The 17,060-nt window shown below is 61.9% G+C and carries 13 protein-coding genes; 8 read left to right on the top strand and 5 right to left on the bottom strand.

All coding sequences use genetic code 11. The features are described from left to right. Positions 1-200: 200 nt before the first annotated feature. The 5 genes from cysW to P7L68_RS22475 form a co-directional block, all read right to left on the bottom strand. Positions 201-1,055 (bottom strand): sulfate ABC transporter permease subunit CysW, encoded by an 855-nt coding sequence (gene cysW / locus P7L68_RS22495; RefSeq protein ID WP_372001837.1) that lies wholly within the window; start codon positions 1,053-1,055, stop codon positions 201-203. 4 nt (positions 1,056-1,059) lie between these two features. Further along, on the bottom strand, positions 1,060-1,908 hold the full coding sequence (gene cysT, locus P7L68_RS22490; RefSeq protein ID WP_372001835.1) for a sulfate ABC transporter permease subunit CysT: 849 nt from the start codon (positions 1,906-1,908) through the stop codon (positions 1,060-1,062). A 5-nt stretch (positions 1,909-1,913) separates the two neighbouring features. Further along, complete coding sequence (locus P7L68_RS22485) at positions 1,914-2,960, bottom strand: sulfate ABC transporter substrate-binding protein (protein WP_372001833.1); 1,047 nt, start codon at positions 2,958-2,960, stop codon at positions 1,914-1,916. Positions 2,961-3,213: 253 nt separating this feature from the next. Beyond that, a complete protein-coding gene (locus P7L68_RS22480) occupies positions 3,214-4,236 on the bottom strand; it encodes a dTDP-glucose 4,6-dehydratase (RefSeq protein WP_372001831.1) in 1,023 nt (340 codons plus the stop codon). Further along, a complete protein-coding gene (locus P7L68_RS22475) occupies positions 4,236-5,090 on the bottom strand; it encodes an NAD-dependent epimerase/dehydratase family protein (RefSeq protein WP_372001828.1) in 855 nt (284 codons plus the stop codon). The genes P7L68_RS22480 and P7L68_RS22475 overlap by 1 nt, the downstream gene beginning before the upstream one ends. Before the next feature lie 431 nt (positions 5,091-5,521). On the opposite strand from P7L68_RS22475, the gene P7L68_RS22470 reads away from it, so the two are divergent. The 8 genes from P7L68_RS22470 (at position 5,522) to rfbC (ending at position 17,056) form a co-directional block, all read left to right on the top strand. After that, positions 5,522-6,205, top strand: a complete 684-nt coding sequence (locus P7L68_RS22470) for a sugar transferase (RefSeq protein WP_372001826.1) — start codon at positions 5,522-5,524, stop codon at positions 6,203-6,205. Between the two features lie 176 nt (positions 6,206-6,381). Next, a complete protein-coding gene (locus tag P7L68_RS22465; protein ID WP_372001824.1) occupies positions 6,382-7,368 on the top strand; it encodes an NAD-dependent epimerase/dehydratase family protein in 987 nt (328 codons plus the stop codon). 5 nt (positions 7,369-7,373) lie between these two features. Then, the gene (locus tag P7L68_RS22460; protein WP_372001822.1) at positions 7,374-8,726 is read left to right on the top strand and encodes a nucleotide sugar dehydrogenase; all 1,353 of its coding nucleotides are present in this window, start codon (positions 7,374-7,376) and stop codon (positions 8,724-8,726) included. 214 nt (positions 8,727-8,940) lie between these two features. Then, positions 8,941-11,646 (top strand): SLBB domain-containing protein, encoded by a 2,706-nt coding sequence (locus tag P7L68_RS22455; protein ID WP_372001820.1) that lies wholly within the window; start codon positions 8,941-8,943, stop codon positions 11,644-11,646. Positions 11,647-11,682: 36 nt separating this feature from the next. Beyond that, positions 11,683-14,220: a YjbH domain-containing protein gene (locus P7L68_RS22450; RefSeq protein ID WP_372001818.1), complete on the top strand. Its 2,538-nt coding sequence runs from the start codon at positions 11,683-11,685 to the stop codon at positions 14,218-14,220. A gap of 293 nt (positions 14,221-14,513) precedes the next feature. Further along, positions 14,514-15,311, top strand: a complete 798-nt coding sequence (gene rfbF / locus P7L68_RS22445; protein ID WP_062769514.1) for a glucose-1-phosphate cytidylyltransferase — start codon at positions 14,514-14,516, stop codon at positions 15,309-15,311. Between the two features lie 102 nt (positions 15,312-15,413). Beyond that, on the top strand, positions 15,414-16,514 hold the full coding sequence (gene rfbG / locus P7L68_RS22440) for a CDP-glucose 4,6-dehydratase (protein WP_372001816.1): 1,101 nt from the start codon (positions 15,414-15,416) through the stop codon (positions 16,512-16,514). Continuing rightward, entirely contained in the window at positions 16,511-17,056 is a 546-nt protein-coding gene (gene rfbC / locus P7L68_RS22435; RefSeq protein WP_372001814.1) for a dTDP-4-dehydrorhamnose 3,5-epimerase, read from the top strand. The genes rfbG and rfbC overlap by 4 nt, the downstream gene beginning before the upstream one ends. Positions 17,057-17,060: the final 4 nt, after the last annotated feature.

Below are 17,060 nucleotides of genomic sequence, written 5' to 3'. Positions count from 1 at the left end.
TTCCTCCCTCATTTTTTTTAGGCCGTCGCGTCAGATGGTTATCCGCACGTCGGATCGAAGAAAGATATTAAGCTAATTATCATCTAGCAACATAAATTGTCTCTGGCACGCCGGTGGGCGACGGGCCGGGTACGCATGAAAAACCCCCGCCGGGCGGGCCGGCGGGGGCATGGAATGTCGGGTTCGGCGAGGCCGTACGGTCAGTGGGCGCCGGTCCGGCGATGGCCGCGTTCCAGCAGGGTTTTCACGACCAGGGTGACGAGTGCCAGCAGGGCAAGCAGCGATGCCACGGCGAAGGCGCCGACATAGTCATACTCGTTGTAGAGGATTTCCACATGCAGCGGCATGGTATTGGTCAGGCCGCGGATATGGCCCGAGACCACCGATACTGCGCCGAACTCGCCCATCGCCCGCGCATTGCACAGCAGGATGCCGGCAAGCAGGCCGTTGCGGACATTGGGCAGCGTCACCCGGCGCATGATGGTGAACCACCCGGCGCCGAGCGTCAGCGCCGCCTCTTCCTCGTCGCGGCCCTGGGCCAGCATCAGCGGGATCAGCTCGCGCGCGACGAAGGGGAAAGTGACGAAGATCGTCGCCAGGACCAGCCCCGGCACCGCGAACACGATCTTGAGCCCATGGGCTGCCAGCCAGGGACCGAACCAGCCATGGGCGCCGAACAGCAGCACCCAGACCAGGCCCGAAATCACCGGCGAGACCGAGAAGGGCAGGTCGATCAGCGAGATCAGCAGGTTGCGGCCGCGGAAGTCGAAGCGGGTGATCGCCCAGGCGGCAGCGATGCCGAAGATCAGGTTGGCGGGGACGGCGATTGCGGCCACCATCAGGGTCAGCCGGATTGCTGCCAGGGCGTCGGGCTCGCGGATCGCTTCCAGAAACGCGCCGGCGCCCTTGGCCATGGCCTGGGCGAAAACGCTGAAGAGCGGCAGAACCAGGAAGGCGACCAGGATCGAGAGTGCGGCTGCGACGGCGAGGATGCGCACCGGCCGGCTTTCGGTCAGCGGCACCGACTGTTGCCGGAGGGGAGGGATCTTCGTCATCGGCTCACCCCTCCATGGCCCGACGGCGGCGGGCATCCAGGCCGTTGACGATCAGCAGCAGGATGAACGACGCGATCAGCATCACGGCGGCGATCGCCGAGGCGCCGGCATAGTCGTACTGCTCCAGGCTGATCACGATGAGGAGTGGTGCGATTTCGCTTACCCCCGGCATGTTGCCGGCGATGAAGATCACCGAGCCGTATTCCCCCACCGCCCGCGCGAAGGCGAGGGCGAAACCGGCAGAGAGGCCGGGTGCCAGGGCCGGCAGGATCACCCGCCACAGGATCTGGCGGCGGCCCGCGCCGAGCGAGGCTGCCGCCTCTTCGACCTCACGATCCAGATCTTCCAGCACCGGCTGCACGGTGCGGACCACGAAGGGCAGGCCGATGAACACCATGGCCACGATCACGCCCACCGGCGTGAAGGCGATCCGGATGCCGACGGCGGCAAGCGGTGCCCCGATCAGGCCGTTGGGCGCCGTCAGGGCCGTCAGCGCAATACCGGCAACCGCCGTCGGCAGGGCGAAGGGCAGGTCGACGACCGCATCGGCAAGGCGCCGGCCGGGAAAGTCGTAACGCACCAGCACCCAGGCGATCAGCAGCCCGGCAAGGCTGGAGACGGCCGCGGCGATCAATGCGCCGCCGAAACTGAGCCGATAAGCGGCAAGGGCGCGATCCGAGAAGGTCTTGGCCAGGATTTCGTCCGCCCCCAGCCCCGAGGCGCGGACGAACACGGCGGCAAGCGGGATCAGCACGATCAGCGACAACCAGGTCAGCGTCAGGCCAAGCGCCGGCCCGAACCCCGGCAGGGGGCCGGCACCGGCGCGGACGCTGCGGCCCATGATGGCACGCATATGGTTCACTTCTTCGCGACGATCTGGTCGAAAATGCCGCCATCGTTGAAGTGCTCGGCCTGGACCTTGCGCCAGCCACCGAACACCGCATCAATGGTGAACAGTTTCACCTCAGGGAAGGTGGCGGCATGGCGGGCAGCCACCTCGGCGTTACGCGGGCGATAGAAGTGCTTTGCTGCCAGTTCCTGGCCCTCGACCGTGTAGAGGAAATTCAGATAGGCCTCGGCAACCTTGCGGGTGCCGTGGGCGTCGACGAACCGGTCGACCACGGCCACCGGCGGCTCCGCCAGGATCGAGAGCGAGGGCACGACGATATCGAAGGCATCGGGGCCGAGTTCGTTCACCGCCAGCAGGGCTTCGTTTTCCCAGGCCAGCAGAACATCGCCGATGCCGCGCTGGACGAAGGTCGTGGTCGAGCCGCGGGCGCCGCTGTCGAGCACCGGTACATTGGCGAACAGCGCCTTCACGAAGTCGCGGGCGCCGGCCGCATCGCGGCCCTGATCGAGCGCATAGCCCCAGGCCGCAAGGTAGTTCCAGCGCGCGCCGCCCGAGGTTTTGGGGTTGGGGGTGATCACCTGCACCCCGGGCTTGAGCAGATCGTCCCAGTCCTTGATCCCCTTGGGGTTGCCCTTGCGGACCAGAAGCACGATGGTCGAGGTGTAGGGGGCCGAATTGTCGGGCAATGCCGTCTGCCAGTCCTGGCGGAGAGCGCCGCCATTGTCGGCGATGGCATCGATGTCATAGGCAAGTGCCAGGGTCACGACATCCGCCTCCAGCCCGTCGATCACGCTGCGTGCCTGCTTGCCCGATCCGCCATGGCTCTGGCGGATGGTGAGGGTATCGCCGGTTTCCGCCTGCCATTTTGCGGCAAAGGCCCTGTTGACGTCTTTGTACAGCTCCCGGGTGGGGTCGTAGGAGACGTTGAGCAATTCGACGTCTGCGGCCTTTGCGGGGGCGATCACCGAGGAGGCGAGGATGGTGGCTGCAATCAGGGCTGCGCTTGCGATGTATCGCAGATGCCGTGCCGGACGAATGTCATGGTTCCGGGTCATCGATCGGGGCTCCGGTAGAGGCGGGACAGGGGTCCCGGACTTGATCGGGGGCGAGGGCGATGGCCGGACCCGTCCGCGGTACGGATGCCTGCCTTGCGATTTCCATGAGGCCGCAGCGTCAAAAGGGAATCAAGTCTATTTTTCATATAGACTAAATGAAAATAAAATTTCAACAATTAATTTATGTTGTTTGTACGCAGGAGAATGCCCGCCGGAGACCGGCGGGCATCGGAGGCCGCAGGTTGATGCCGGATCAGGCGCCGTGAGTGATGGCGCGCAGATCGATGTCGATGTCGGCGCTATGGCTTTCGAAGGTGCTCATCAGCCGGCGGAAGCGGGGGGCGTTGTCGCGATACCAGCGCACGACCGTCGGCAGATCGTCGAGCAGGCTGCGCCTGGGCGCCCAGCCGAGTTCGCGGATCTTGGTGCTGTTGATCGCATACCGCCGGTCGTTGAACGGGCGGTCCGGCACGAAATCGACCACGTCGTCCAGCTTGTAACCGAAGTTTTCGGCAATCATGCGCGCGACGACAATGTTCTCGAATTCGTCTTCAGAACCGATATTGTAGATCTCGCCGATCTCGCCCTTGCGCATCAGCAGGGCGATGGCGGCGGCGAAATCCTGTGCGGCCAGGAAGTGGCGGCGATTGTTGCCCGTGCCGTGGATCGTCAGCTTCTTGCCGCATTCCAGCAGCAGCGAGAAGCGCGGGATGATCTTCTCGGGGTACTGACGGATGCCGTAGATGTTGTTCCCGCGCACGGTGACGATCGGCATTTTGTACGAATGCAGATAGCCCGAGATGATCATCTCGGCGCCGGCCTTCGATGCCGAATAGGGGTTGGTGGGGTTCAGCACCGTGCTCTCGTCGGCCGCCCCGTCCAGAACCTCGCCATAGACCTCGTCGGTGGAGACGTGAACGATGCGCTTCACGCCCATCCGCCGGCAGGCCTCCATCATGGCATGGGTGCCGTAGACATTGGTCATGGTGAAGAGCAGAGAGTTGCCGAAGGAATTGTCGACATGGCTTTCGGCTGCGGCATGGATCACATAATCCGCGCCGTCGACCACCCGGCAGGCCAGGTCGAAATCGCAGATGTCGCCGACCACAAGCTCGATGCGCTCGCTGGTCGCCAGCGTCTGGATGTTCCGGAAATCGGCCGCATAGGTCATCTTGTCGAAGACGACCACGTCATGATCTGGGAACTGCTCGCAGATGTGGTCGGTGATATGCGACCCGATGAAGCCTGCGCCGCCGGTGATGACGATCTTCGGCATTATCCAAGAGCCCTTCCCAGATTGTAACAGTAGCTGATGATTTCGTCGGCCGTCTGTCTGAGGCCGGTTTCACGAACGAGGCGCGAGACGTCCAGGCGGAAGGCGTCGGCATGGCGCGGATCGATGATCCGCAGCTGCCCCCTGCCATGTCCGCGGATCACGGCAAGGGCAAGCTCGCCACACATGATGCCTGTTCCCGAGGACAGATTGTACGTGCCGGTCAGACCGAGTTCGACGACTCTGCCAAGCTGGGCCGCGAAATGTTCCACCGTCACAAAGTCGCGCGAGACGAACGGGCTCATGTCGAACACGATTTCACCCGTGTCGGCAAGTGTGTTCAGCATGAACCCCATGAAGCTGCGGCGTCCGGGAATGCGCTCCGGGCCGATGACGTTGCCGATACGCAACACCGTGAGCCGATCCGGGGGCAGCAGGTCCCGCAGGGCGGCTTCCGCTGCAACCTTGTTGCGACCATAGACGTCGAGCCCGGACAGCGGAGCGTCTTCGGTCGCGTCCTGCTGTGCGTCGGCGGCATAGACCTTGCGGGAACTCAGCATCACATAGCGCGCCCGCGTTCCGGCCATGCGTCGGGCCAGGCGGAGATCGACGTCCCGTTCCGGGGCGTGGGGCAGGCGCATGTCGTCGGGGTGGCGGGCGAAATTCACCACGACGTCGATCCCGTCCATCAGGTCGGGGGCATCGATGTCGTCATGCCGGGCGATCCGGAGCGACCCGCCGGATATGACTCTCCCGGTGAAGGCGCGGGCGAGCAGGCTTCCGCCGCCAAAGACGAGAATGCGCATGCGAAGTCGTTGCTCCAGGCCCTGAAAATGCGGACGGTCAAACCGGTCCAATGATTAACACCCGGGGCGGCCCTCTCCAACGGGAAATCCGCCATCAAGGTGGGAGAATGCATGGCTGCCATGCCGCAGTCCGTTCATTTTCCGCACGATCATCGCGTCTGGGTCGTCTAGGCGTATGGTTAACAATCTGCTACCGTCGCCGACGTGATGGCCCCGGCCGTCGATCGGGCTTCCGCCGATCCCCCGTTCAGGGGATTTGTGCGCTGCGGAATCCGGGTTGGCTATAGGGGACATGCGCGGTATAAGTTAAGCAATCAATGCAGTGCGGGCCGGGCGGTGCATCCGACGATGGATCAAGCCCCCGGAAACGACCGCCCCGACTGGAACCACGGACTGTCTTCGCTTCAAGGGCGACGTCGACGGAATGCGTTGTACGGTCCGGCAGTCGGGTGAGCATAATTAACGTCAAGCGGGCAAGCATCATGACGGATGTCAACACCAGCCACGTGTTCGAGGCGAGCCTTGATCGCGGCGTGGTTCCGGCGACCACGACCGGGGCTCGTATCTTCAAGCGTGCATTCGATATCGTGGGCGCCGCGACGCTGCTGCTGCTTCTGTCGCCGCTCTTCCTGATCCTCGGGCTGTGCGTCGCGACCACGAAGGGGCCGATCTTCTACGGTCATGAGCGGCTCGGTTATCGTGGTAACCGTTTCAAGTGCTACAAATTCCGCTCGATGGTCCCGAATGCGGACAAGCTGCTCAAGGATCTGCTCGCCCGCGACGCCGAGGCACGCGCCGAGTGGGAGCAGTTCGAAAAGCTGCGCAAGGATCCGCGTATCACTGGCATCGGCCGAATCCTGCGCAAGACCAGCTTGGACGAACTCCCGCAGCTGTGGAATGTGCTGCGCGGTGACATGAGCCTTGTGGGGCCGCGCCCCATGGCTCTGCATGAGACTTCCCGCTGGGGGGCGACCCTGGTGGAGTATACGTCGCTGCGTCCGGGTATCACCGGTCTCTGGCAGATCAACGGCCGGACCGACAGCGACTATGACTCGCGCATCGCCTTCAACCGCACCTATCTCGAGAACTGGACGCCGCTTCTGGACCTGAAGCTGCTGTTCCAGACCGTGCGGGTGGTCTTCTCGCCCAACAGCGGCGCGTACTGACCCGCTCCGGGACGTTCGTTGGCCATCGTCTGCCGCCGGCTGCTACGCCGCCGACTTTTCAGAGGCCTGCGCCGGATGACCGGGGCGGGCCTTTTTGATTTCCCGACATGCTTCACATCCGGGATCCGCATCGCTACCTTGCCTCGCGATGATCTCCATTGCCGGAGCCGCATGCCATGACCGTCCTCATCACCGGTGCCGCCGGCTTCATCGGCTCGCACGTGGCATCCCTGCTGCTCGATCGCGGGGAAGAGGTTCTCGGCATCGACGACCTGAACGACTATTACGATCCGGCCCTGAAGCGGGCCCGGCTGGCCCGGCTGGAGGGGCGCGCCGGCTTTGCCTTCCGCCGGCTGGACATCGCGGATCGTGCCGCGATCGAGGCCCTGCGCGATCATCTGCCGCGGATCGATCGCATCATCCATCTGGCAGCCCAGGCCGGGGTGCGCTATTCGATCGAGGCGCCGCACAGCTATACGCGGGCGAATGTCGAGGGGCATCTCTGTCTTCTGGAGCTTGCCCGCCATCTGCCCGGCCTGGTGCACATGGTCTATGCCTCCTCTTCGTCGGTTTACGGCGCCAATCGTCAGCTGCCCTTTTCCGAAGCGGATCGGGTCGATACCCCGCTGTCGCTCTATGCTGCCACCAAGCGGGCGGGGGAGCTGATGGCCCATACCTACGCCCATCTCTATGCTCTGCCGCTGACCGGACTGCGGTTCTTTACCGTCTATGGCCCCTGGGGGCGGCCCGACATGTCGGCCTGGCTGTTTACCGATGCCATCCTGAAGGGGCGTCCGATCCGGGTCTTCAACGAGGGGCGGATGCGGCGCGATTTCACTTATGTCGATGACATCGCCCAGGGGGTCGTGGCCGCCCTGGATGCGCCTCCGGCTTTTGAAGCCGGAGAGGGTCGCGTGCTGCACCGCGTCTTCAATCTGGGCAATAACGCACCTGTGGCCCTCGACGATTTCATTCGGGCGATAGAGGTGGCCACCGGGCGTGAGGCGGTGAAGATCATGGAGCCGATGCAGCCAGGCGATGTACCGGCGACCTATGCTGACATCGATCAGGCGCGTACGCTTTTGGGCTTTGCGCCGCGCACTCCGATTGACGATGGTATACCCCGTTTCGTCGCTTGGTTTCGGGCCTATCACGAGATCTGATCAAGATGGATGTTGGCGAATCGACGGCGGACGATCCGTTCCTGCTCCCGATCTTCGAACAGGCGGACCCTGAAACGGCAGTTCTGGGGGTGATTGGTCTCGGTTATGTCGGGCTGCCTCTGGCCGTGGCGTTTGCTCTGCACGGTCGGCGCGTTATCGGATATGACCTGGATGCCCATCGGATTGCTCGTATTCGGTCCGGGACGGATGAGACCGGCGAGGTTTCGCCCCCCGACCTGCAGCGGGCATTGACATGCGGGCTGACGCCGACGGCTGATCCGGATCGTCTTTCGGAGGCCCGGATTATCATGGTGTGCGTCCCCACTCCAATCACACCGGACAGGCGGCCTGATCTCGGCCCGTTGCTCTCGGCGTGTGCGATTCTGGGGCCGCGGTTGCGAGCCGGGAGCGTGGTCGTGTTTGAGAGCACGGTTTATCCCGGCGTGACTGAAGACATATGCGGTCCCGCCCTGGCTACGGCTTCGGGACTGGTGGTGGGCCGCGACGTGATGCTCGGCTACTCCCCGGAACGGATCAATCCCGGAGATCGGTCACATCGCGTTGATACAATCGTGAAAGTCGTGTCCGGGCAGGGGAGGGCGCTCACCGAGGCGCTCAGCCGCTTGTATGGCTTGCTCAACGGCGGGTTGATCCATGTCGCTCCATCAATCCGGGCGGCAGAAGCGGCGAAAGCGATTGAGAATGCCCAGCGTGACATCAACATCGCTTTCGTGAACGAAGTGGCGCTGATCTGCGAGCGGATCGGTTTGTCGGTCCATGATGTGCTCGATGCGGCCCGTACGAAGTGGAACTTCCTCGATTTCAAGCCGGGCCTGGTCGGAGGGCACTGCATCGGTGTCGATCCCTACTATCTCAGCCACCTGTCGCAAATGATCGGTCATCAGCCCGAGGTTATACTCGCCGGCCGCCGCCTTAACGATCACATGGCAGATGAGATGGCTGATCGCATTGCCTTCCGCTTCCGCGAGGTCGTCCGGCCAATCCTTCGTCCGACGGTTCTGGTTCTCGGGGCCACGTTTAAGGAAGATGTTCCGGATCTGCGAAATTCGCGGATTCCCCAGCTAATCCATCGGCTCTCTCGCCATGGTTTTGATGTCAAGGTACACGATCCGTGGTTCGCACCTCAGGAGTTGGCGTCTAGACAGGCTGTTGAGGCAATAGGCTGGCCGGAAGAGACGTTTGATCTTGTAATAATGGCAGTCGGACATCGGGTTTTTCTTGACCGATCGTCAGAAGCGATCTTCCGTCTCGTCTCTCCTGGAGGAATGATGGCGGATCCAAAAGGGCTCTACCGAACTGCACAGCGTGATCCGTCTGTCAACTACTGGAGCCTGTAGGAGATCAAAGCCTGTCGCCGAATTTCTGCTGCGCTGCACAATAGTGATCTTTTACCACATTGCTGATCCGCCAGCATATGCTAGGGTGTCAGCGCTCACGTGCAGCCGGCGAGGTGTCACGTTCGAGGGTGCCCAGGCAGCATCGACGGACCCCCCTCACGACTTGAGTAATAGAAATCCATAACATAGCATCGAATCTGCCACGGGACGTAGCATGATCCTCGACTCCGCTTCGCTTCGCGAAATCCTCCGTGTGAGATCTGGCCACGCCGTCCGGCACCTTGCTAATGCGGTGGCTGTGGTGGCAGTTGGAGCCTTGACGCTCCTCGCTCCCGGGCAGTCTGGTGCACAAACGCTGCTGGATCTGCAAAGTCAGATCGAATCGGCGACGCAGGCGCTGCAGAACAGCGGCGGCTCCAATGTTGATCCCTCCGACGGGACGGCTGACACCTCTCTAGATCCGGAAGCCGGAGATCGATCAGAAGAGGCAGACGAAGACGAAGACACCAAACGGCGAAGTGCCACTGAGGAAGATGCGGACGATCAGCGTCTGGGTCTTGCGGGTAACCCGTCATCTATCGAACGGGACTATGCGCTTCGCACCGGGCGCGCGATCAGCCAGTATGGATACCGCGTGTTTCGTCAGTCGCAGCGGGCTCCGATCACCTCCGGAGAGATCAGCCCCGACTATGTTCTGGGTATTGGCGACGAACTCATTGTCACCTATCGCGGCCAGATTTCACGGACAGTCAGCGTTCAGGTGAATCGCGATGGCGACATCGTTCTTCCCGAAACGCCACCGATCAAGGCCGTCGGCTCGACCGTGGCGGATCTTCGCAACCGGCTGCAGCAGGTGACTGGCGAAAGCATGGTGGGCAGTCGGGTCTTCGTCACTGTCGGCAGCGTACGTCTGATCAGCATTTCCGTGCTTGGCGAAGTGTTCCGCCCGGGACTGCGGCCGGTGAACAGCTTCGGGACCGTGGTCGATGCAATTGGTGCCGCGGGCGGCGTACTGCGTTCCGGATCCCTTCGTCGCATCGAACTGGTCCGGGCGAATGGCGAACGCATCCCGGTTGATCTGTACGACTATCTGATCGGGGCTGGTGGCGGCGCTACGCTGCCTCTCCAGGACGGCGACCGGATCGTTGTGCCTCTGCTCGGTCCGACGGTGGCCGTCGATGGCGATGTGGCTCGTCCGGCGATTTTCGAGACTGCGCCTGGTCGCTCGTCAATGGCGGTCAGTGAAGCAATGAAGTTGGCCGGTGGGCCTCTGCGTCCTGCTGGCAACCGCATTATGCGCATTGCGTTTGATAGTGAGGGCGTCCAGTCGGTGACGAGCGCGGATGCGCGGTCCGGCACCTTGCAGCGCGGTGAAATTCTGCAGGTCTTTATCGACCGTAACGTCGTCGGCGGAACGATTGTGGTCGAGGGCAGTGTTTCGACACCTGGACCAAGGGCGCTTGACGACAAGGGAAGCCTGAAGTCCCTCCTGTCGAACCTCGACCTGCTGAGTGGGTCGCCCTATTTGCCTTTCGCCGTTATTCGCACGCGCGATCCAAGTACTCTTTTGCCCCTGTTCACGCCAGTTGATCTCGTCAATGTCATCAATGGCAACCAGGATATGACGCTTGCCTCCGGCGATCGCTTTATTGTTCTGGGCGCTGGCGATATCACGTTCCTTTCGACGCCACCGGTTGCGGAAGCACTTGCCAACTCTGGCGGCGCATGCCCCGCTCTGGCATCCCTGTCCAGTCTGGTTCGTAAGACCCGTGCAGACAGTTTCCTTAGTGCCCGGCAATTTCTGGTTCAGGGCGGAACCTCCACGAACGCGCCTGGCTCGGTTAATTGTCCGCCCATTTTTGATCAGTACCCGACTCTGTTGCCGCTGTTGTTGGAAAATGTGACGGCGGTGACAGGCGATGTGCGCAAGCCCGGGCTGTATCCGATCGCCCAGCCCGTCACGCTTCGTATGATGCTCAATGCTGCCGGCGGACTGGGGCGGTCGGCCGACATCTCCCAAGTGGAAATCAGCCGCTACGATGCGGATGTGGCGGCGACGACGACCCAGATTCGCCGCGAACTCCTCGACCTGACTCGTGTCAGCCTTGATTCCATCATGGTTCGGCCCGGCGATACCGTCCGGGTTGCGACGCGGATCACCACGCGAGAGCAAGGGCTGGTTTCCATCCGGGGGGAAGTTCTTCGCCCAGGCGCATATGACATCACCCGTGGCGAGCGCCTGTCCGAGCTTCTGGCTCGCGCCGGTGGATTGACCTCCGAGGCCTATCCCTTCGGCGCGGTTTTCACGCGTGATCGGGTTCGCGATCTCGAAAGGCAAGCCAATCGACGCACCGCTGACGAGCTTCAGAAGGGCATCGTCTCCCTTCTTGCGCGTCAGTCGCAGCGCTCCGGCTCAAGCTCTGGCATGGCAGATGCGATGGGCGTGATGAGGGATCTGGTCAAGGATCTGGCCACTGTCGAGCCCTATGGCCGCGTCGTTGTCGAGGCTGATCCGGCGGTACTTGCCGCTCGTCCTGAGCTGGATACGGTTCTGGAGGGAGGCGACGCCATCAACATTCCCAAGCGGCCCAACTATGTACTCGTCGTTGGTGAGGTGCTCAATCCGGGCGCCCAGCAGTTCCGTAGCGGACAGCGTGCGAGTGACTACGTCAATCTGGCGGGGGGATACTCGCTTGACTCTGACGAGGGGCGCGCCTTCATCGTCTTGCCGAATGGTGCGGCACAGCCGGTCGATTTGGGCTCGTGGTCAACCACCGAAGCTAACGTTCCTCCAGGCTCTATGATTGTGATACCTCGTGATCTGGCGCCTTTCGACTTCCTTGCTGTGACCACGGATGTCACCCGTATCCTGAGCGGCTTGGCTTTGACCGCAGCCTCTCTGAACGCCATCCAGGATTGAGGCCGCACGGCGGTGAGGAGCCAAAAGGCATACGTGATGGCGGCCAACGTCCTGTTGGTCGCCATCCTTACGAATGTCAGCGTGGAACCGGCTGCCGCGCAGCAAGCTGGCGAGCAGCCGAAGCCATGGGAGAAGATCGTTCTGCCGAACGTGTCTGACTATGGTGGCATCGGTGCAGTGCAGACGCCAACCGCCCGCTTCGGTAAGGATGGCCAGTTTCTGGCGGGCATTTCGATCGTTTCTCCCTACCATCGCTATTTCATTAATTTGCAGGCGCTGCCTTGGCTTGAAGGGACTTTCCGATATACGCGTATTACAGACCGTGCCTACAGCCCGGTTGATGGGTTTGCAGACGGGCAAGATTATAAAGACCGAAGTGTTGATCTAAAGGTAAGGCTCTCACAGGAAAGCGAAAGCTGGCCAGAAATTGCCGTTGGTTTCCGTGACCTCGGTGGTACTGGCCTGTTTGGCGCCGAATATTTTGTGGCATCCAAGCGTATCGGGGATTTTGACCTCAGTGGAGGCTTGGGATTTGGCGCCATGGGCACAAGGGCGCATCTCGACAATCCGCTAGGGGTATTCTTTGATCGCTTCGACAACAGGGTTGGCGGGGCAGATGCCCCGGGTGGGGTCGGTACAGCCTTCTTCACCGGCCCCATTGCTCTGTTTGGCAGTGTAAGCTACCTCTGGCGGGATGTTCCCCTGCTCGGCGATGATTTGCGTTTTATCGTTGAATACGACCCGAACAATTATGCTAATGATCCGGCTACGTCGGATCTTGATCCTAAAATTCCGCTCAACTTTGGGATCACTTGGCAGCCCGCGAGTTGGGTCCAGCTCGCGGCAGGTTTCGAACGTGGAACCACAGCGATGGCGCGTGTTTCACTGTTCGCCGATTTTAACAACGGCTTTAATCCACTGCTCGACAAAGGGGTCCCGCCTGAGGTCGCCCTCCGGGGACGCCAGGGACCTGAAGGAGTGCCCGCGGACAGGCCAGTCGATCCCGCGCCGACGGCTGCCGTCTGGCTTCCTGAGCTTGCGGAGGCGAGTGTCAGGGCGGCGGCGGCTGATCGGCAGATGGTCGTGCAGCGTTTTGACGTTGTGAATGATCGGGCATCGGTTGATCTCACGGGAGGGCTTCCCGGACATGATATGGCCGATGCGCTGGATGTCGCGGCGGTGGCAGCGCGCGCTGTGCCGGCGGATGTTGTGACGGTTGAGGTGCGGCTTCTCTCGGCGGCCGGGCGCCCTCTGGTCACGTGGACGGCTTCGCGTTCTGAGCTTCTCCGGAACGGGGCTGTACAAGCTGATGCCAGGCCGGTCGACCGGCCATACGCTGCCACAACCCCGCAGCAAGAGTCTGCGGAAACCGAAGCGTTGGCCCGGCGCCTGTTCGCGGCCGCAGAGGAGAATGACGTCGTAATCGATCGGATGGAGCTACAGGGGGACACTGTTCGCCTCTTTATAGGAAATATGCCTTTCCGAAATTTTGTGACATCAGCCGGTCGGGCTGCTCGTGTGGCAACCCAGGTGATGCCGCCGCGAGTAGAACGTCTGACCATGGTACTCGGCGACGACGGCTTGCCGGTTCTGGAACTCACTGTCCTGCGGACTCATATCGAGCGGCTGTCGGAAGATGAGGCGACTCCTGAAGAAATCTGGCATCAGAGCACCGTCGCGCAGGCGGCGCCGCCACGGGATGATGCTGTTCTGAATCAGTCGCAGTATCCGGGGTTCGACTGGTCAATTGCCCCAAGAACGAGGCAGCAGATCGGCGGGCCGGACGCCTTCCTGATCTATCAGCTCTACATGCGTGCCCAGGCATCCATCCGCCCCTCTCCTAACACCGAAATTGATGGATATGCGGGGCTGAATATTACTAATAATTATGATGATCTGACACTCGAGTCCGATAGCCAGCTGCCACATGTACGTAGTGCTATTAAGGATTACCTCAAAGAAGGTGAGGCCTGGATAGGTCGGTTGCAGGGAGCTTATTATACATCCTTCGCACCTGGACTTTATGCCACAGCCTATGCCGGTTTGTTGGAAGAAATGTTCGGTGGTGTCGGTGGCGAGATGCTTTACAAGGAGGTGGGATCGCCATGGGCTTACGGCATTGATGTTAATTGGGTCAAGCAGCGTGACTATGATGGGATGTTCAGCTTCCTGGACTACAGTACAGTCACGGGACATGTAGGCGTTTATTATGAGCTACCGTTCTGGAACCTGAACGGATCAGTGCGGGCCGGGCGATATCTGGCGAAGGATTGGGGGGCGACCTTCGAGCTGTCGCGTGAATTCGACAGTGGCATCCGTGCAGGCGTTTTTGCGACCGTTACTGACGTATCAGCCGCGGAATTCGGTGAAGGCAGCTTCGACAAGGGATTTTTCCTGAGCATCCCGCTGGACATCTATTCGACCCGACCGACCAAAACCCGGTTCGGTCTGACCTATCGGCCGGTCACCCGTGATGGCGGCGCTCAGCTCAACCGCTCCAGCGCTCTCATTGGCCGGGTTGGGGGGTATGACGCGGAGAACACCTCTCGGTACTGGCCTGGTCTGATGGACTGACCCCTCAGCATCTTGGGCCTTTAGGGCCCGGGCTGTTAATCATACATTGCATCTGTGCCCGCAATTTGCCACGGCCGGAGATCGAAATCTGTTGATCTCCGGCCGTAAACATTCTGAAATATCAAAGAGATCCCGCAACTGCGTTGTCATGCGTGCGGCTTGTGACAGCGCCGTTGGCATGGTATACGGAACAGGCACGATCGGAGCGAACGACCGCCAATGCCGATGGGTCCGGCCCCTGCCGGACGAGATACGCGCATGTGCGGCTTCATAGAGGCGACAAGACCGCTATCATGACTCCTTCTTCAGTTCCTGTTTTCATCCTTTGTGGCGGGCTTGGCACGCGCATCAAGGAAGAAACCGAATTCCGACCGAAACCGATGGTTCCGGTGGGCGACAAGCCGATCATCTGGCACATCATGCGGACCTATTCGCATTTCGGCTTCCGTAAATTTGTGCTGTGCATGGGCTACAAGTCGGAAGTGATCCGGAATTACTTCCTGAACTTTTATTCCATGAATAGCGACGCGACGGTCAATCTCGTCGATAACAGCGTTTCTTATCACCAGATCAATCACGATTGTGATTGGGAAGTGACGCTGGCCTATACCGGCGAGAAGACGATGACCGGCGCGCGCATCGCCATGGCTTTCGATCGGTATATCGGCGATGCCAAGACCTTCGCCGTCACCTATGGCGACGGCGTGACCGATGTCGATCTGGCGGCGGAGCTGGCCTTCCATCAGGCGCATGGCAAGACCGGCACGGTGCTTGGCGTGAACCCGCCCTCCCGCTTCGGCGAGTTCAACATGGAAGGCGATCGTCTGCTCTCCTTCGCGGAGAAGCCCGAGATCACCCATGCCTGGATCAATGGCGGGTTCTTCTTCTTCAATCGCGACTTCCGCAACTACCTGTCGACCGATCCCTCGCTGGTGCTGGAGCAGGCGCCGCTGTCGCGGCTGGCCGCCGATGGTGGTCTGCATGTCTACAAGCACCCGGGCTTCTGGCAGTGCATGGATACGCAGCGTGACCGCGAGCATCTGACCGCATTGTGGGAACAGGGCAAGGCGCCCTGGGCCTATAAGGATTGACCCGGGATGCGGCCGGGCCCCGGGGCACCGGCCGTGTCATGCGGTGCATCGGATGGGGCGGATCTGCGACATCCGTCTCCGACTGCAGGTGATGGAAGCGAGATGAGCGATCTGCCGTTCGAGAATGTGTTTGCCGGGCGCCGCGTGCTGGTGACCGGCCATACCGGCTTCAAGGGAAGCTGGCTCTGTGCCTGGCTGCTGAAGCTCGGGGCCGATGTCACCGGCTTCGCGCTGCCACCGGCGACCAGCCCCTGCCATTTCGACCTTCTGGGGCTGGAAGGGCGGATGCGGCACATCGTCGGTGATCTGCGCGACCCCGCAGCCGTGATGGCGGCGGTCGAGGCGGCGAAGCCCGAGATCGTGTTCCACATGGCTGCCCAGGCTCTGGTCCGCTATTCCTATGACGAGCCGGTCGAGACCTTCGACACCAATGTCATGGGCACGGTCCATGTGCTGGATGCCGTGCGGCGCGTCGGCGGCGTGAAGGTCGTGATCAACATCACCTCCGACAAGGCCTACGACAACAAGGAATGGATCTGGGGGTATCGCGAGAACGACCCGATGGGCGGCCGCGATCCTTACAGCGCCTCCAAGGGGGCGGCCGAGCTGGTGTTCCACGCCTATGCCCAGTCCTTCCTGAACCCGGCAGGCATTCTGTCGGCGTCGGTGCGTGCCGGCAATGTGGTCGGTGGCGGCGACTGGGCGGCGGACCGGATCATCCCGGACTGCATCCGGGCGATCGAGCGGGGCGAGCCGGTCTTCCTGCGCAACCCCACCGCCGTGCGCCCCTGGCAGCACGTGCTGGAGCCGCTGGGCGGTTACATGATGGTTGCCTCGAAGCTGATGACCGGCGCCCGCGGGATCGAGACCGGTGAGGGCTGGAATTTCGGCCCGTCGGCGCGCGACTGTCAGCCGGTGATCCGGCTTGCAGAGGCGGTTGTGGCGCATTGGGGCAAGGGATCGGTCGAGGTGGCGCCGGCGACCGATGCGAAGCATGAAGCCCATCTGCTGCGGCTCAATTGCGACAAGTCCAACAATATTCTGGGCTGGTGGCCGGCCTGGCGCTTCGAAGACACGATGCGTGAGACCGTCGGCTGGTACAAGGCCTGGTCGGAAGGCAGGCCGGTCTGGGACATCACGATGGACCAGATCGCCGCCTATGAAGGCGCGTTTCGCGCAGCCAATGTGCCGGAGGCCGTATGAAGTTCATCCCTGCCCCCATTCCGGGCGGCTTCGTCATCGAGATTGAACCGATCGGGGACGAGCGCGGCTTCTTCAGTCGGATGTTCTGCGAAAAGGAATTCGGTGCAGCCGGCCTCGAAACCCGTTTCGTGCAGATGAACGACAGCTACAGCGCCACCCGCGGCACCCTGCGTGGGCTGCATTATCAGCTGGCGCCGTCGGCCGAGGTGAAGGTCGTGCGGTGCATCCGCGGTGCGGCCTGGGACGTGATCCTGGATCTTCGCGAGGATCAGCCGACCTTCGGGCAGTGGTTCGGTGCCGAGATCACCGCCGAGAACCGGCGGGCGATGTATGTGCCGCGCGGCTTTGCGCACGGCTTCATCACGTTGGTCGACGACACCGAACTGGTCTACATGGTGTCGGATTTCTACGACAAGGCGCGGGAGCGCGGGGTGCGCTGGAACGACCCCCGTTTCCAGGTGGGCTGGCCCATCGAACCCACCGTGATCTCGGCGCGCGATCAGGCTCATCCGGATTTCGATCCCGATCTGCATCTGCGATGAGGGG

It is taken from the genome of Tistrella mobilis (genome assembly GCF_041468085.1).
Lineage (GTDB): Bacteria > Pseudomonadota > Alphaproteobacteria > Tistrellales > Tistrellaceae > Tistrella > Tistrella mobilis_A.
Note: the sequence above shows the minus strand (reverse complement) of the source record. Positions and strands in the feature narration are given on the sequence as shown.

What these genes read in the sequence shown, in the direction of transcription:
- cysW (WP_372001837.1), bottom strand. Translation starts at nt 1,055, where the DNA reads ATGACGAAGATCCCTCCCCTCCGGCAACAGTCGGTGCCGCTGACCGAA.
- cysT (WP_372001835.1), bottom strand. Translation starts at nt 1,908, where the DNA reads ATGCGTGCCATCATGGGCCGCAGCGTCCGCGCCGGTGCCGGCCCCCTG.
- P7L68_RS22485 (WP_372001833.1), bottom strand. Translation starts at nt 2,960, where the DNA reads ATGACCCGGAACCATGACATTCGTCCGGCACGGCATCTGCGATACATC.
- P7L68_RS22480 (WP_372001831.1), bottom strand. Translation starts at nt 4,236, where the DNA reads ATGCCGAAGATCGTCATCACCGGCGGCGCAGGCTTCATCGGGTCGCAT.
- P7L68_RS22470 (WP_372001826.1), top strand. Translation starts at nt 5,522, where the DNA reads ATGACGGATGTCAACACCAGCCACGTGTTCGAGGCGAGCCTTGATCGC.
- P7L68_RS22465 (WP_372001824.1), top strand. Translation starts at nt 6,382, where the DNA reads ATGACCGTCCTCATCACCGGTGCCGCCGGCTTCATCGGCTCGCACGTG.
- P7L68_RS22460 (WP_372001822.1), top strand. Translation starts at nt 7,374, where the DNA reads ATGGATGTTGGCGAATCGACGGCGGACGATCCGTTCCTGCTCCCGATC.
- P7L68_RS22455 (WP_372001820.1), top strand. Translation starts at nt 8,941, where the DNA reads ATGATCCTCGACTCCGCTTCGCTTCGCGAAATCCTCCGTGTGAGATCT.
- P7L68_RS22450 (WP_372001818.1), top strand. Translation starts at nt 11,683, where the DNA reads ATGGCGGCCAACGTCCTGTTGGTCGCCATCCTTACGAATGTCAGCGTG.
- rfbF (WP_062769514.1), top strand. Translation starts at nt 14,514, where the DNA reads ATGACTCCTTCTTCAGTTCCTGTTTTCATCCTTTGTGGCGGGCTTGGC.
- rfbG (WP_372001816.1), top strand. Translation starts at nt 15,414, where the DNA reads ATGAGCGATCTGCCGTTCGAGAATGTGTTTGCCGGGCGCCGCGTGCTG.
- rfbC (WP_372001814.1), top strand. Translation starts at nt 16,511, where the DNA reads ATGAAGTTCATCCCTGCCCCCATTCCGGGCGGCTTCGTCATCGAGATT.